14 protein-coding genes are annotated in these 13,746 nt (G+C 74.1%); 10 read left to right on the top strand and 4 right to left on the bottom strand.

Going from position 1 to position 13,746, the window contains the following annotated elements; all coding sequences use genetic code 11:
* Positions 1-20: 20 nt before the first annotated feature.
* Positions 21-1,019, bottom strand: coding sequence for a TetR/AcrR family transcriptional regulator C-terminal domain-containing protein (locus ABZ693_RS03815; protein ID WP_359872982.1), 999 nt, complete (start codon positions 1,017-1,019; stop codon positions 21-23).
* Between the two features lie 186 nt (positions 1,020-1,205).
* Between ABZ693_RS03815 and ABZ693_RS03810 the strand changes: the two genes are divergently transcribed.
* Positions 1,206-2,438 carry an FAD-dependent monooxygenase gene (locus tag ABZ693_RS03810; RefSeq protein WP_359872980.1) on the top strand — a complete coding sequence of 411 codons (1,233 nt, stop codon included), beginning with the start codon at positions 1,206-1,208 and terminating at the stop codon, positions 2,436-2,438.
* 148 nt (positions 2,439-2,586) lie between these two features.
* Here the strand turns inward: ABZ693_RS03810 and ABZ693_RS03805 are convergent, their stop codons facing one another.
* Positions 2,587-4,113, bottom strand: a complete 1,527-nt coding sequence (locus ABZ693_RS03805; protein WP_359872978.1) for a glycosyl hydrolase family 18 protein — start codon at positions 4,111-4,113, stop codon at positions 2,587-2,589.
* Positions 4,114-4,589: 476 nt separating this feature from the next.
* On the opposite strand from ABZ693_RS03805, the gene ABZ693_RS03800 reads away from it, so the two are divergent.
* Positions 4,590-6,320, top strand: coding sequence for a sigma-70 family RNA polymerase sigma factor (locus ABZ693_RS03800; RefSeq protein ID WP_359872976.1), 1,731 nt, complete (start codon positions 4,590-4,592; stop codon positions 6,318-6,320).
* 34 nt (positions 6,321-6,354) lie between these two features.
* On the opposite strand, the gene ABZ693_RS03795 is transcribed toward ABZ693_RS03800, so the two are convergent.
* The gene (locus tag ABZ693_RS03795; protein WP_359872973.1) at positions 6,355-6,876 is read right to left on the bottom strand and encodes a GNAT family N-acetyltransferase; all 522 of its coding nucleotides are present in this window, start codon (positions 6,874-6,876) and stop codon (positions 6,355-6,357) included.
* Between ABZ693_RS03795 and ABZ693_RS03790 the strand changes: the two genes are divergently transcribed.
* The 8 genes from ABZ693_RS03790 to ABZ693_RS03755 all read left to right on the top strand — a co-directional run bounded on the left by ABZ693_RS03790 (position 6,875) and on the right by ABZ693_RS03755 (position 12,910).
* Positions 6,875-7,498, top strand: a complete 624-nt coding sequence (locus ABZ693_RS03790) for a helix-turn-helix domain-containing protein (RefSeq protein ID WP_359872971.1) — start codon at positions 6,875-6,877, stop codon at positions 7,496-7,498. The two genes, ABZ693_RS03795 and ABZ693_RS03790, sit on opposite strands and share 2 nt — an antisense overlap.
* Complete coding sequence (locus tag ABZ693_RS03785; RefSeq protein ID WP_359872969.1) at positions 7,495-8,679, top strand: MFS transporter; 1,185 nt, start codon at positions 7,495-7,497, stop codon at positions 8,677-8,679. Before ABZ693_RS03790 ends, ABZ693_RS03785 begins: the two co-directional genes overlap by 4 nt.
* A 95-nt stretch (positions 8,680-8,774) precedes the next feature.
* Complete coding sequence (locus tag ABZ693_RS03780; RefSeq protein ID WP_359872967.1) at positions 8,775-9,134, top strand: zinc ribbon domain-containing protein YjdM; 360 nt, start codon at positions 8,775-8,777, stop codon at positions 9,132-9,134.
* 163 nt (positions 9,135-9,297) lie between these two features.
* The gene (locus tag ABZ693_RS03775) at positions 9,298-9,639 is read left to right on the top strand and encodes an ArsR/SmtB family transcription factor (RefSeq protein ID WP_359872965.1); all 342 of its coding nucleotides are present in this window, start codon (positions 9,298-9,300) and stop codon (positions 9,637-9,639) included.
* Positions 9,636-11,432, top strand: a complete 1,797-nt coding sequence (locus ABZ693_RS03770) for a SulP family inorganic anion transporter (RefSeq protein ID WP_359872963.1) — start codon at positions 9,636-9,638, stop codon at positions 11,430-11,432. Before ABZ693_RS03775 ends, ABZ693_RS03770 begins: the two co-directional genes overlap by 4 nt.
* Positions 11,433-11,497: 65 nt before the next feature.
* Positions 11,498-11,884, top strand: a complete 387-nt coding sequence (locus ABZ693_RS03765; protein WP_359872961.1) for a pyridoxamine 5'-phosphate oxidase family protein — start codon at positions 11,498-11,500, stop codon at positions 11,882-11,884.
* A complete protein-coding gene (locus tag ABZ693_RS03760) occupies positions 11,881-12,306 on the top strand; it encodes an ATP-binding protein (protein ID WP_359872959.1) in 426 nt (141 codons plus the stop codon). The genes ABZ693_RS03765 and ABZ693_RS03760 overlap by 4 nt, the downstream gene beginning before the upstream one ends.
* A gap of 253 nt (positions 12,307-12,559) precedes the next feature.
* The gene (locus ABZ693_RS03755; protein WP_359873267.1) at positions 12,560-12,910 is read left to right on the top strand and encodes an ArsR/SmtB family transcription factor; all 351 of its coding nucleotides are present in this window, start codon (positions 12,560-12,562) and stop codon (positions 12,908-12,910) included.
* A gap of 171 nt (positions 12,911-13,081) precedes the next feature.
* On the opposite strand, the gene ABZ693_RS03750 is transcribed toward ABZ693_RS03755, so the two are convergent.
* A complete protein-coding gene (locus tag ABZ693_RS03750) occupies positions 13,082-13,717 on the bottom strand; it encodes a helix-turn-helix domain-containing protein (protein WP_359872957.1) in 636 nt (211 codons plus the stop codon).
* Between the last annotated feature and the right edge of the window lie 29 nt (positions 13,718-13,746).

The following is a 13,746-nucleotide window of genomic DNA, read 5'->3' as shown; positions in this document are numbered from 1 at the left end:
TCGCCGCACGGGCCGGCCCGCTACCGCGCCGGCGGGGCGTCGACGAGCGGGGCGAGGCCGTCGAGGAGGCGCTGGAGGCCGAACTCGAAGAGGGCGTCGAGATCGAGGTCGTACCCCGCGCGGGCCACTCGCGCGAGGGCGGGGAAGCGGCCGTCGGCGAGGATGCCCAGGAGCGCGGGCTCCTGGGTGTCCATCCACTCCTCGCCGTCGAGGCCGCTGTCCGCCTCGGCCTCCCGCTCGGTCTCCAGGTTCATGGCGATGGCGCGCGCGTGGTTGAACAGCGTCAGCTGCGCGGTGAAGGCGGTGTCGAGGTCGAGGCCGTGTGCGTGCAGGGCGGTGAGGACCCATTCGCTGAACGGCAGGGCCGACACGATCAGCTGCGGCCGGGTCATCGACAGGGCGGGAGCGAGCCAGGGGTGGCGGCGGAAGTGCTCCCAGAGCAGCCGGGACGAGAGTTCGAGGGGCGCGCGCCAGCCCGGCGGCTGCTCGGCGGGCAGCGGACGCTCCGCGAAGGCCGCGTCCAGCATGTGCGTCAGCAGGTCGTCCTTGTCGGCCACATGACGGTAGAGCGACATCGTCGCCACCCCCAGATCGGCCGCCACGCGGCGCATCGACAGCGCCGCCAGTCCCTCCGTGTCGGCGACCGCTACGGCGGCGGTGACGATCCGTTCGAGGGTGAGCGCGGTGGGCTGCGGAGGAGTGCCGGTGGCACGCGGGGGGCGTACAGGGCGGGTCTGCGGCGGTTCGGGGCAGGACGCGGGCCGGGGCTCGACGACCGTACCGACGCCGGGCACGGCGCGGACCAGTCCCGCCCGGCGCAGTTCGGTGAGCACCTTGGTCGCGGTCGCCATCGCGACCCCCCACCGCCGGGTGATCTCGCGGGTCGACGGTACCCGGTCGCCCGGCGCCAGCTCGCCCGTCTCGATCCGCCGCCGCAGCTCGTCGACGATCCCTTCGGAGCGCGGTGCCGCCGGCCTGCCCGACTGCCCGCCGGCATGTCCCTCGGTTGCTCGCTCCATCGGTACGCCGCCACCCCTCCGCACTAGTGCACCTACTGCCGCGCATCCTAGCCGCCGGTGACGGCCGACAGCCCTGAACCGACGCGGATTCCTGCTCCCTGTACTAGTGCACTCGTCTCCAACTCGCCTTGGTGTACCGGACTTTCCCGCTTGTGTACTGCCGAGCGTACGGCGTACATTCGCGGCATGGCGAACAACGGGATTCTTATCAGCGGCGCCGGCATCGCAGGGCCGGCACTGGCGTACTGGCTACGCGAACAGGGCTTCGCGGTCACGATCGTCGAACGCGCCCCGGCCCCCCGCCCCGGCGGGCAGACCGTGGATCTGCGCGGCGCGGGCCGCACCGTGATCGAGCGCATGGGTCTGATGGAGCGGGCCCGGGCCGAGAGCGTCGACCAGCGCGGTCTCGCGCTCGTCGACGGGGCCGGCCGCACCACCGCCCGCATGCCCGCCGACAGCTTCGGCGGCGAGGGCATCGTGTCCGAGATCGAGATCCTCCGCGGCGACCTCGCGAGGCTGCTGTACGAGGCCACGCTCCCCGACACGGAGTACCTGTACGACGACACCATCACCCACCTCGACCAGGACGCCGACGGGGTCACCGTCACCTTCGAGAAGGCCGCGCCCCGCCGCTTCGGCCTCGTCGTCGGCGCCGACGGGCCGCACTCCGTGGTGCGCGCGCTGGCCTTCGGCCCGGAGTCGGAGTGCGTCCGGCCGCTCGGCCTCTACACCGCCTGGTTCACCGCCACCGGCCTCGATCTCGACCTCGACGGCTGGTACCTCATGCACAACGCTCCTGGCGGCCTCGTCGCCTCCGCCCGCCCCGGCCGCCTCCCTGGCGAGCTCAAGGCCGGCTTCAGCTTCCGTACGGCCGAGCCGCTCGTCTACGACCGCCGCGACACCGCCGCCCAACGGGCGCTGGTGGCCGAACGGTTCGCCCGCGTCGGCTGGGAGACCCCGCGCCTGCTGCGGGCGATGCACACCGCGACCGACTTCTTCTTCGACTCCATGGGGCAGGTCCGGCTCGACCGCTGGTCGCGCGGCCGGGTCGTCCTGCTCGGCGACGCCGGCTACTGCGCCACCCCGCTGACCGGCCTCGGCACCAGCCTGGCCCTGGTCGGCGCGTACGTCCTGGCCGGTGAACTCGGCGCCGCCGGCGGCGACCACCGCCGCGCCCTCGGCCGCTACGACACGGTGCTGCGCCCGTTCGTGGACCAGGCCCAGGAACTCCCCCCGGGCGGCGCCTCGGGGTACGCGCCCTCCGGCCGGCTCGGCATCCGGCTGCGGGACCTCTCGATGCGTTCGATGACCCGGTGGCCGCTGCGGAACCTGCTCGCCGCGCAGTTCGCGAAGGCCGGCGGCATCGCCCTGCCCGAGTACGCCCTCGCCGAGGGTGCGGCGACCGCGTCCGTACGGTGACGGGGCGGGCCGATCGCCGACCGACCGACCGACCGCACCCCGCCCCGCCCCGCACATGCCGCCGGGGCCGGTACGGGGGTGTTCTCCCGTACCGGCCCCGGTCGGAGACCCGCGTGGTGACGCGCGTCGTACCGCCGGATCAGCGGGCTCAGCAGGCGCCGAGGTCCTGCCAGACGCCCCACTCGCCGGTGGTGCCGGGCTCCTCGCCCGTCGTCCACCACTTGGCCTTCCAGTTGTGCCCCTTGTGCGAGACCTGCTGGCCGCCGGTGTAGACGGTGGCCGAGGCCCACGGCGCGGCCGTGCACGGGTTGCCGTTGCCGCCGGTGATCGTCAGCGTGTACGTCGCGGTGTGCGCGGCGGACGGGCCGCTGCCGGTGACGGTGATCTGGTACGTCCCCGACACCGCGTTCGCGGTCGTCGCCAGGGTGAGCTTCGAGGTCCCGCCGGCCGTGACCGAGACCGGGCTGAACGAGGCGGTGACACCGGTCGGTACGCCGCTCGCCGCCAGGCTCACCGACTGGGCCGCGCCCTGGGTGACCGCGGTGCCGATCGTGGTGGTCCCCGAGGCGCCCGCCGTGACGGAGCCCGAGGACGGGGTGGCCGTCAGCGAGAAGTCGTCACCCGGGACGGTCGGCCCGCCGTTCGTGAACGGGCTGAAGATGTGGCTGAAGTCCCAGGTGTTCTGCGCGATGCCCGAGCAGTCGTCGGCCGCCGGGCCGCCCGGACAGCCGCCGTTGTCCCGCTGGAGCGCCCAGAACGACAGGGTGTTGACGCCCTTGGAGACGGCCCAGTCGTACACGGTGCGGGCGTTGTCCAGGGTGAAGGTCTCGGCCGGGCCGAAGTCGTCGACGCCGGGCATCTCGATGATGCCGGTCATGCCCCACAGCTGCGCCGGGGTCTTGCTCGGGTAGAGCTTGGCGAGCTGGTTGTACAGCCCCTGGATCGCGGTCTGGGTATCCTTGGCCATGTCGTGCGCGGCGTTGTCGTAGTAGTCGAACGTCATCAGGTTGACGACGTCGACGCGCGCGCCGTTGGTCACGGCGTTCTTCAGGACGGCGAGCCCGCTGGGCGCCAGGCCGGCGGTCGTGGTGGGCAGCGTGTACGAGATCTCCAGGGTGCGCCCGGAGGCGGCGGCCCGGTCCTGGAGGATCTTGATGGCCTTGTTGCGGCGGTCGACGCCCGCGCTGTCGTCGAGCGAGTCGACCTCGATGTCCATGTCGAGGCGGCTCACCTCGTACGTCGTGAGGACCTTCTCGTACGCGTCGGCGATCTTGTTGACATCGGTACAGCTGTCGGCGATCTCGGTGCCGGTGGTGTCCGCGGTGTAGCCGCCGAAGGAGGGGATCACGTCCCCGCCGCGGGCCTGCATCGTCTTGATGTCGTTGCCGAAGACGGCCGAGGAGATCGGCATCCCGGTGTCGCCGTTCCAGTACGGCGTGCACGAGCCCTTCGTGGCGGTCTGGAGGAACGCCATGGTCAGGTGCTTGGTGCCGGAGGCGGCGGCCAGGGCGGCCGGGCTCTCGCCGGTCCACGACTCGAAGTACGGGGCGAAGACCCGCGACGGCAGCGGGGTCGCGGCCTGGGCGGTGCCGCCCGCGAGCGCGGTCAGGCCGGCCGCGGCGACGGTGGTGGTGACGGCCGCGAGCATCGCGCGCAGGGAACGCATGCGTCTCATGTCAGTCCCAGGGTGTGAGGGGGTGGTCGAGGGGCGGGCGCCCGCGGCGGTGCGGAGGGTACGGGGTGGTGCGGAGGTGCCGGATGGTGCGGGGTGGTACCGGGTGGTGCGGTCCGCGGGGGATGACGCGGAGTCGAACGGGTGCGGGCGCTGAGTAAGGGGATAGCCGCGGCCCCCGAACCGGGTCAATGGTCTGGACCAAAGTGCGACTAGACCGGACCGGGTCGCCCGTCGCCGTTTCCCCTGCCCATCGTGGCGATGATTGGCATAGACCAATTCCCTGGAGTTTTACTCCTCTTGACCCGCCGTCAGGTCGTGTCGTCTCGCCTCCGGCCGGCCCGTGCGCCGCCCCCGTTCCGGACGTCCGACGGAGAAGTGGAAAAATCCCCGGCGCTTTCCGTTATCCGGGGCCCGCCCCGTGATCTCCCAGATACAGGGCACCGGCAACAGGCAGGACGGACAGGATGAAGCAGGGCATGGCAGCGATGAACGGTACGGAGCTGGTCAGGGCCGCACAAAGCGGCGACCCGGACGCGCGCGACCGGCTCGTCGGCACGCATCTGCCACTCGTCTACAACATCGTGGGCCGGGCACTGAACGGACACCACGACGTCGACGACGTCGTCCAGGAGACGATGCTGCGGGCGCTCGACGGACTCGGATCCCTGCGCTCCCCGGACAGCTTCCGCTCCTGGCTCGTCGCCATCACCATGAACACCCTGCGCGCCCACTGGCACCGCCAGAAGGCCGGCCAGGCCACCGACGCCCTCGACGACGCCCGCGACCTCGCCCACCCCGGCGCCGACTTCGTGGAGCTGACCGTCGCCCGGCTGCACCTGTCCGGCCAGCGGCGCGAGACCGCCCAGGCGACCCGCTGGCTGGCGCCCGAGGATAGCGCGCTGCTCTCGCTCTGGTGGCTGGAATGCGCCGGCGAGGTCACCCGCCACGAGGTCGCGGCCGCCCTGGAACTGACGCCGGAGCACACCGCCGTACGCGTCCAGCGCATGAAGGAACAGCTGGAGACCGCCCGGATCGTCGTCCGCGCCCTGGGCACCCGGCCGCTCTGCCCGGACCTGCGGACCGGCCTCGCCGGCTGGGACGGCCACCCCTCCGCGCTCTGGCGCAAGCGCATCGCCCGGCACGCCCGTACCTGCCCGCACTGCGCCGGCCTCTGGAACGGCCTCGTGCCCGCCGAGGGCCTGCTCGCCGGACTGCTCCTCGTCCCCCCGGCCGCGGCGCTCCTCGCCGGCGTCCGCGAGCGCGCGGGCCTCGAACTCGTCGCCTCCGCCGGGACCGGGGCGGGGGCCGAGGCGGCCGGATACGAGACGACGGGATACGGCAGGGAGCAGGGGAACGAGATGACGCGGGGCCACGAGACGATATCCGGCGCGCGGGCGGGTGCCCGTGAGGAGGGCGGCGCCCGGCACGCCGCCGGGTCGGGGCCGCGCGGTTCCCGCCGCAAGGAGCGCGAGCGCAAGCGCGGCCGCCGCCGTGCCGTCGCCGCCGCGGGCATAGCCGTGGTCGCGGTCGCCGGTGGCTCCCTCTACCTCACCACCACCCCCGAGGACGGCGACGGCGACCCGGCCGACGCGACCCGCGCCGCGGCCCCCGACATCGCCACGGCCGCGACCGCCGGCCCGACCGCGACCCCGTCCCCGAGTGCGACCGCGACGGCGTCCCCGACCCCCTCCGCGTCGGCCAAGCCCAAGAAGACCGCCTCGCCCAAGCCCACCCCGAGCCGGACGACGCACAAGGCCACCCCGCCCCCGAGCAAGGCGCCCGCGTCGCGCCCCCAGGCCACGAAGCCCGCCGCCGGCCAGAGCGGCTCCTCGTCCGCCGCCCAGCAGGTCGTCTCCCTTGTCAATGCCGAACGCGCCCGGGCCGGCTGCGGACCGCTCACCGAGAACTCCCTGCTGACCCGTGCCGCGCAGGGGCAGTCCGACGACATGGCCGCCCGTGACTTCTTCGACCACACCAACCCGGACGGCGACGGCCCCGGCGAGCGCGTCACCGCCACCGGCTACCAGTGGTCCACGTACGGCGAGAACATCGCCAAGGGCCAGGCCACCGCGGCCGAGGTGATGGAGGGCTGGATGAACAGCCCCGGCCACCGCGCCAACATCCTCAACTGCGACTTCCGCGAGATCGGCATCGGGCTGCACACCTCCGGAGGCCCCTACTGGACGCAGGTCTTCGGCGCCCGCTGACCGGGCGACGGACGCCCGACGCGGCAATGGCCGGTCAGGACAGCGGCAGCCGCAGCAGCGCCAGATCGAGCCAGCGGCCGAACTTCGTGCCGACCTCCGGCACCGTGCCGACGTGCTCGAACCCGAAGCGCTGGTGCAGCCGGATCGACGAGGTGTTCTCCGCCTCGATGCCCGCGATCACCACATGATGGCCGGCCGCGCGGGCGGACTCGATGAGGGCGGCGAGGAGCGCGGAGCCGATGCCCAGGCCGTGCCGGCCCTCCCGTACGTACACCGAGTCCTCCACCGTGTGCCGGAAACCGTCCAGTTCGCGCCACGGGCCGTAGACCGCGAAACCCGCCACCTCGCCGTCCGCCTCGGCCACGAGCGCCGAACCGCGCCGCAGGTGGACGGCGAGCCAGGCGGCCCCCTCCGCGGGGGACTGCGGGGTCCGCGTCCACAGGGCCGTCGAGTGCTCGATCGCGTGGTTGCGGATCGCCCGGATCGCCTCCGCGTCCTCCAGGCGGGCCGGGCGCACGACCGGCGCGGCGGGCTGCGTCTCGTATATTGGATTCATGTCCAACATAGTAGATCCCCTGGTGGGGCGGATCGCTGCCCGCGTCCGCGTCGAACGGGAACGGCGCGGCTGGACCCTGGCCCGGCTCGCGGACGCCTCCGGTGTCTCCCAGGCCATGATCAGCAGGATCGAACGCGGCGAGAGCAGCCCCACGGCCGTGGTCCTCGGCAAGCTCTCGGCGGCGTTCGAACTCACCGTCGCGTCCCTGCTCGCCCTCGCCGAAGGTGCCGAAGGCGCCGAGGGGCACGACGGACCGGCCGGCGGGGGAGCCGTCGACGCGGGAGGGGGAGTACGCCGCCGGGACGACGCCGACGAGTGGTGCGACCCGGACACCGGCTACCGGCGCCGCCAGATCACCGGCCCGCGCTTCCCCGCCGAGGTCGCCGAGATCCGGCTGCCGGCCGGCGCCCGCGTGCCGTACCCGGCCGCCGCCTTCGCCTTCGTACGCCAGCTCGTCTGGGTCCTCGACGGCCGGCTGACCTTCCACGACGGCGACACGGTCCACGAACTCGGCCCCGGCGACACCGTCGAACTCGGCGCGCCCACCGCGCGCGTCTTCGCCAACACCACCGACACCCCCTGCCGCTACGCCGTCGTCCTCACCCGCGGCGTGCGCCCGTGACCCGGCCCCTGCCCCGGGGCGGGACGCTCCTCCTCGCGCTCATAGCCGGGACGGCGATCGCGAACAACTACGCCCTCCAGCCCGCGCTCACCGCCGTCGCCGCCGACCTGGACGTCCCGCTGTCGGTGATCGGCCTCGTCCCGACGGCCGCGCTCGCCGGCTCGATGACCGGCTTCGCCCTCCTGCTGCCCCTCACCGACCACCTCGCCCCCCACCGCCTGGTCGCCGCGCAGCTCACCGCCCTGGCCGCCGGCCTCGCCCTCGCCGCGACCGCGCACGGCCCGCTCCCGCTGCTGGCCGCGTACCTGCTCATCGGCGCCGCCGCGAGCGTCGCGGCCCAGGCCGGCAACATCGCCGGACGTCACGCCCCGCCCGGCCGCCGGGGGACCGGCGTCGCCACCGTCGCCGCCGGCATGTCGGCCGGCATCCTGCTCAGCCGGCTGGTCGGCGGCGCCCTCACCGACGCGTTCGGCTGGCGGCGGATGCTCCTCGTCTTCGCCGGTCTCGTCCTGCTCGGCGCGCTCGCGGCGGCGGTGCTGCTGCCCCGGCAGCGGCCGCCGGAGCGGCGCGGTTACGGGGCCACGCTGGCCGCCCTGCCGCCGCTGCTGCGCGACCGGCCCGGACTGCGCGGCGCCGTGATCACCGGGGGGCTGTGGTACTTCGCGTTCAACATCGTCTGGGTCACCCTCGCCCTCGCCCTCGCGCAGCCGCCGTACGCGCTGGAACCCACCGCCATCGGCCTGTACAGCCTGGCCGGCCTGCTCGGCTTCGCCGCCCTCCCGTTCACCGGCCGCCTCGCCGACCGGTACGCGCCGCGCACGGTGATCACCGGCTCGCTGCTCACCGCCGCGGCCGGCGCCGTCCTCCTGGCCACCGGCCTGCGCACCCCCGCGGTCACCGCGCTCGGCCTCGCGCTCCTCGACGCCGGCTGCTTCGCCGCGCAGGCCGCCAACCAGAGCCGGATCATCGCGCTCGACCCCGCCCGTTCCGGCAGTCTGAGCAGCGTCTATCTCGTCCTCTACTTCACGACCGGCGCGCTCGGCACCTCGGTGTCGGCTCCGCTGCTCGACGCCTTCGGCTGGCCGGGCACGGCCCTGACCGCTCTCGCCGCCCTGCTCCTGGCGGCGCTCCTCACCCGCGTCCTGGCGCCGGGTGAGACCGCTCACCGTACGGCCGGCTGAAGCCCGCCGCGGGGTCTGCCTCGCCAGGCCCGCGGCTACCGGATCCGCGATTTGCCGATTTTCGCAATTTACGGTTCCGCTCGTAGAATCGCGCGGTGAACGAGAATCTGCCCCCGTGCCCCGAATGCTCCAGCGCCTACACCTACGAGATGGGTGCGCTGCTGGTCTGCCCCGAGTGCGCCCATGAGTGGACCCCGTCCGCCGCTGCCGGTCAGAGTGCCGAGGACGACGGCGAGAAGGTGATCCGGGACTCCGTCGGCAACATCCTCGCCGACGGCGACACGGTGACCGTCGTCAAGACCCTCAAGGTCAAGGGCAGCCCGAGCGGCATCAAGGCCGGCACCAAGGTCCGCAACATCCGGCTCGTCGACGGCGTCGACGGCCACGACATCGACTGCAAGGTGGACGGCTTCGGCCCCATGCAGCTCAAGTCCAGCGTGGTCAAGAAGGCCTGACGGGCGGAGGGCCGTACGGTGCTCGTCACCGGCGGTTCGCCATCTGCGTGAATTGCAGAAATTGGCAATTCGCTACATGATGATGTGGTTGTGCCCGCAGGTAGCCGCGGGCACAACCCCAGTCGAGGCCCCGCCCGCGCGGGGCGTGAGGAGTGCCGAGGCCGTGCAGGTTCCGCTGTACCAGGCGAAGGCCGAGTTCTTCCGGATGCTGGGCCACCCGGTCCGTATCCGCGTGCTCGAACTGCTGCAGAACGGACCCATGGCCGTCCGTGACCTGCTCGCGAGGATCGAGGTGGAACCCTCGGCGCTGTCCCAGCAGCTGTCGGTGCTGCGCCGGTCCGGGATCGTGACCTCCACCCGGGAGGGATCCACCGTGGTCTACACGCTCGCCGGCGGCGACGTCGCCGAACTGATGCAGGCCGCCCGGCGCATCCTCACCGAGATGCTCGCCGGCCGCAGCGAGCTCCTGGAGGAGCTGCGCGAGACCGGGAGCGTGGCCCGATGAGCCCGCTGCTCCGCCGGCTGCGGGCCCTCCTGCCCGTCCGCGCCGACTTCATCGCCATGGCCCGCAACCCGCGCCGTGACCTGCTCGCCGGTCTGACCGTCGCCGTCGTCGCGCTGCCGCTCGCGCTCGGCTTCGGCGTCTCCTCGGGGCTCGGCGCCGAGGCCGGCCTCGCGACCGCCGTGGTGGCGGGCGCGCTCGCCGCGCTGTTCGGCGGCTCGAACCTCCAGGTGTCCGGACCGACCGGCGCGATGACCGTCGTCCTCGTCCCGATCGTGGCGCAGTACGGCCCCGGCGGCGTCCTCACCGTCGGCATGATCGCCGGCGTCATAGTGATCGGCCTCGCCGTGCTCCGCGCCGGCCGGTACATGGCCTACATCCCCGCCTCCGTCGTGGAGGGCTTCACCCTGGGGATCGCGCTCGTCATCGGCCTCCAGCAGGTCCCGAACGCCCTCGGCGTCCCCAAGCCCGAGGGCGACCGCGTCCTCGAAGTGACCTGGAACGCCGTCGAGGCCTTCGTCCAGAACCCGAACTGGACCGCCGTCGCGATCGCCCTCGGCGTCGCCGCCCTCATGCTGGGCGGCGCCCGGTGGCGGCCCGGCATCCCGTTCTCCCTGGTCGCGGTGGTCGCCGCCACCGTCGTCGCCCAGGCCCTCCACCTGGACGCCGCCGCCCCGATCGGCGACCTGCCCGCCGGACTGCCCGCGCCGTCCCTGGACTTCCTCGACCTCTCCGCGTTCGGCTCGCTGCTCGCGCCGGCCGTGGCGGTCGCCGCGCTCGCCGCCCTGGAATCCCTGCTCTCGGCGCAGGTCGCCGACCAGATGACCGTGGGCCAGAAGCACGACCCGGACCGGGAGCTGTTCGGCCAGGGCCTCGCCAACCTCGTCGCCCCGCTGTTCGGCGGCGTCCCCGCCACCGGCGCCATCGCCCGTACGGCGGTCAACGTCCGCACCGGCGCCTCGTCCCGGCTCGCCGCCCTCACCCACGCGGCCGTCCTCGCCGCGATCGTCTTCGCGGCCGCCCCGCTCGTCTCGAAGATCCCGCTCGCCGCGCTCGCCGGTGTCCTCATCGCCACCGCCGTCCGCATGGTGGAGGTCGGCTCGCTGCGCGCCATGGCCAAGGCCACCCGCTCCGACGCCGTCGTCCTCGTCCTCACCGCCGTCGCCACCCTGGCGCTCGACCTCGTGTACGCGGTGATCATCGGCTTCCTGGTGGCCGGCGCCCTCGCGCTGCGCGCCGTGGCCAAGCAGGCCCGGCTCGCCGAGGTCGACTTCCGCGCCGACCTGCCGGGCGAGCACAGTGCCGAGGAGCACGCCCTGCTCGCCGAGCACATCGTCGCGTACCGCATCGACGGCCCGCTGTTCTTCGCCGCGGCCCACCGCTTCCTCCTCGAACTGGCCGAGGTGGCGGACGTCCGCGTGGTGATCCTGCGGATGTCCCGCGTCACCACCATCGACGCCACCGGCGCGCTCGTCCTCAAGGACGTGGTGGAGAAACTGAACCGGCGCGGCATCGTCGTGCTCGCCTCCGGGATCCGGCCGGGGCAGCGCCGGGCGCTCGACTCCGTCGGCGCGCTGGAACTGCTGCGGCTCGACGGACGGGAGTTCGCCACCACCCCGGAGGCGATCGCCGGCGCCCGCGCCCACCTCCAGGGCGCCGGGGTCCTGCCCGCGCCGACCCACCTGTCCGGACAGAGCGCCGCCGCGACCCCCGCGCCGACCGCCGCGTCCGTGCCCGTACAGCCGACGGGACGCCCGGGCGGCCGGACCGCGAAGGCGGGGAAGACGCTCCGATGACCAATCCGAAGACACCGACCCCACCGACCACACCGACACCACCGACGCCGGCGAACCCGCGCCGGATGACCGAGGTCACCGGGGCCGAGGCCCTGTGGCTCCTCGAAGGCGCGGCCCAGGGCCGCCTCGTGCACGCCCGCCGCGAACAGACCCTCGTACGCCCCGCCGTCCACGTCATGGAGTACGGCCGGCTCGTCGTCCGGGCCCCCGTCCAGGCCGACGTGCTCAGCGGGCGGCCCGCCCTCACATACCACGCCGACGAGATCGGTACGGGCGCGGGCGGCGGCTGGAGCGTGACCGTCACCGGCCCGGCCGAACCGGTCGGCGACGCCGAGGCCGCGCACTACCGGCGCACCCTGCCCGGCTGGACGTACGGACCGCACGACACGCTGCTGCGGATCACCCCGCAGAGTGTCACCGGCTACCGGCTCGGCACGGCGGCGGCGCGGTGACCACGACCACCCGGGCGGAGCCCCTGCCGCTGCGCCACGTCCTGACGGTGCCGACGCTGCCGGCGGCGGTACGGGTGGTGCGCGAGACGGCGGAGATGACCTTCGCCGAGTGGGGGATCGGACGCACCGACCCCGTCATGGGCCCGGCGCTGCTGATCCTCAGCGAACTGGTCACCAACAGCGTCCGGCACGCCGCGCCCCGCTCGCCCAGCCTCACGGTCACCTTCGCCGCGGGCGCGACGACACTCGCCTTCGCGGTGCACGACCGGCACCCCGACCATCCGGGGGTCCTCGCCGGCGCGGGGGGCGGTGGCGGGCTCGCGGTCATCGCCGAGGTGATGGCCGGATCCGGCGGTACGAGCGTGGTCCGCCGGGACCCGGACGGCGAGGGGAAGAGCGTATGGGTCACCCTGCCCCGGTGAGGGACGCCGGAGCGGGCGTACGACGGGTGCCCGGCGGGCGGCGCCCCGCGCCCCGTCGCGGGACTCGGTCGGGGGCCGACGCGGTGCGGCGGCCCCGGAGACGCGAAAATGGCCCCATGACGATGAGTGCGGGATGGACGCGAGAGCCGCGGCGGTCGCGAGGGACACGGGGGACGCGATGGACACGGTGGCAGTGCGGGCGAACGGCCGGCGCACCGGCGGCGGCGTTTCCCGGCGAGCGGGGGTGGAGCCGTTGAGCGCGCCCCTCTACCAACTGAAGGCGGAGTTCTTCAAGACGCTCGGCCATCCCGTGCGCATCCGGGTGCTGGAACTGCTCAGCCGGCGCGAACACGCCGTGTCCGAGATGCTCGCCGAGGTCGGGGTCGAGCCCGCGCACCTCTCGCAGCAGCTGGCGGTGCTCCGACGGTCGAACCTGGTCGTCGCCCGCCGCGAGGGCTCGGCCGTCTACTACACCCTGACCGACCCGCAGGTGGCGGAACTGCTTGCCGTCGCGCGGTCCATCCTCTCCGGCGTTCTCGCGGGCCAGGCGGAACTGCTCGCCGACCTGCGCGCGACCACCCCGGAGGCGGCGCCGCCGGAGTAGCACCACCGGAGGAGCCCTCCCCAGAGACGGGTGGCCGCCTCTCGCCGCACACGGATGGACAGCCTGGTGCGGCGGGGGCGGCCACCTCTTTTTCCGGGGCCGGGGAGCATCCGCACGGCCGGCGCGCGACGTACGGCGGCTCCGCTCGGGACCGACGGCCCGACGCGTCGATCAGGCCCCGCCGCCGACCCCGCCGCCGGGGCCGCCGCCGGGAACCGGGGTCCGCGGGCGGGGGCGTTCCCCCTGAGGCCCGAACATGATCAGGTATTCGACCGGTCCGCCGGGGCCGGCGTTCGCGACTCCGTGCGCGGTGCGGCCGTCGAACTCGGCCACGTCCCCGGCGTCCAGGACCACGTCCCGGTCGCCGAGCGCCAGCCACAGCCGTCCGTACAGGACGCACAGCCACGCGTGCCCCTCGTGGGAGGCCTGCCGCGGTCGGGCCGGCGGCGCGTCGATCGCGGGCAGGACGTGCTTGTGGGCGTGCAGGCCGCCCACGTACCGGGTCAGCGGCAGCACCGCCTTCCCGTCGGCGGCCCGCCGCGGCGCCGCGGCGCGCGGTCCGGGCGCGGGGGCGGGGGCGGGCGCGGTGCCGGCCAGTTCGTCCAGGGAGACGCCGTACGCCTTGGCGAGACGCAGCAGTACGTCCAGGGTCGGCCTGCGCCGGCCGGTCTCCATCCGCGAGAGCGTGCTCGGCGCGATACCGGTCGCCTCGCCGACACCCGTGAGCGTGACGCCCCGTCGCTCGCGCGCGGCCCGCAGCCGGGGACCCATGCCCGCCAGCGCGTCGGCCACCTCGTCGTCCGTCATCTCGCCCCGCCCTCTCGGCCGTGCCGCCT

The sequence above is a fragment of the Streptomyces laurentii genome (genome assembly GCF_040635425.1).
Classification (GTDB): Bacteria; Actinomycetota; Actinomycetes; order Streptomycetales; family Streptomycetaceae; genus Streptomyces; species Streptomyces laurentii.
The sequence above is the reverse complement of the archived record's forward strand: the minus strand, read 5'-3'. Positions and strand labels throughout refer to the sequence as shown.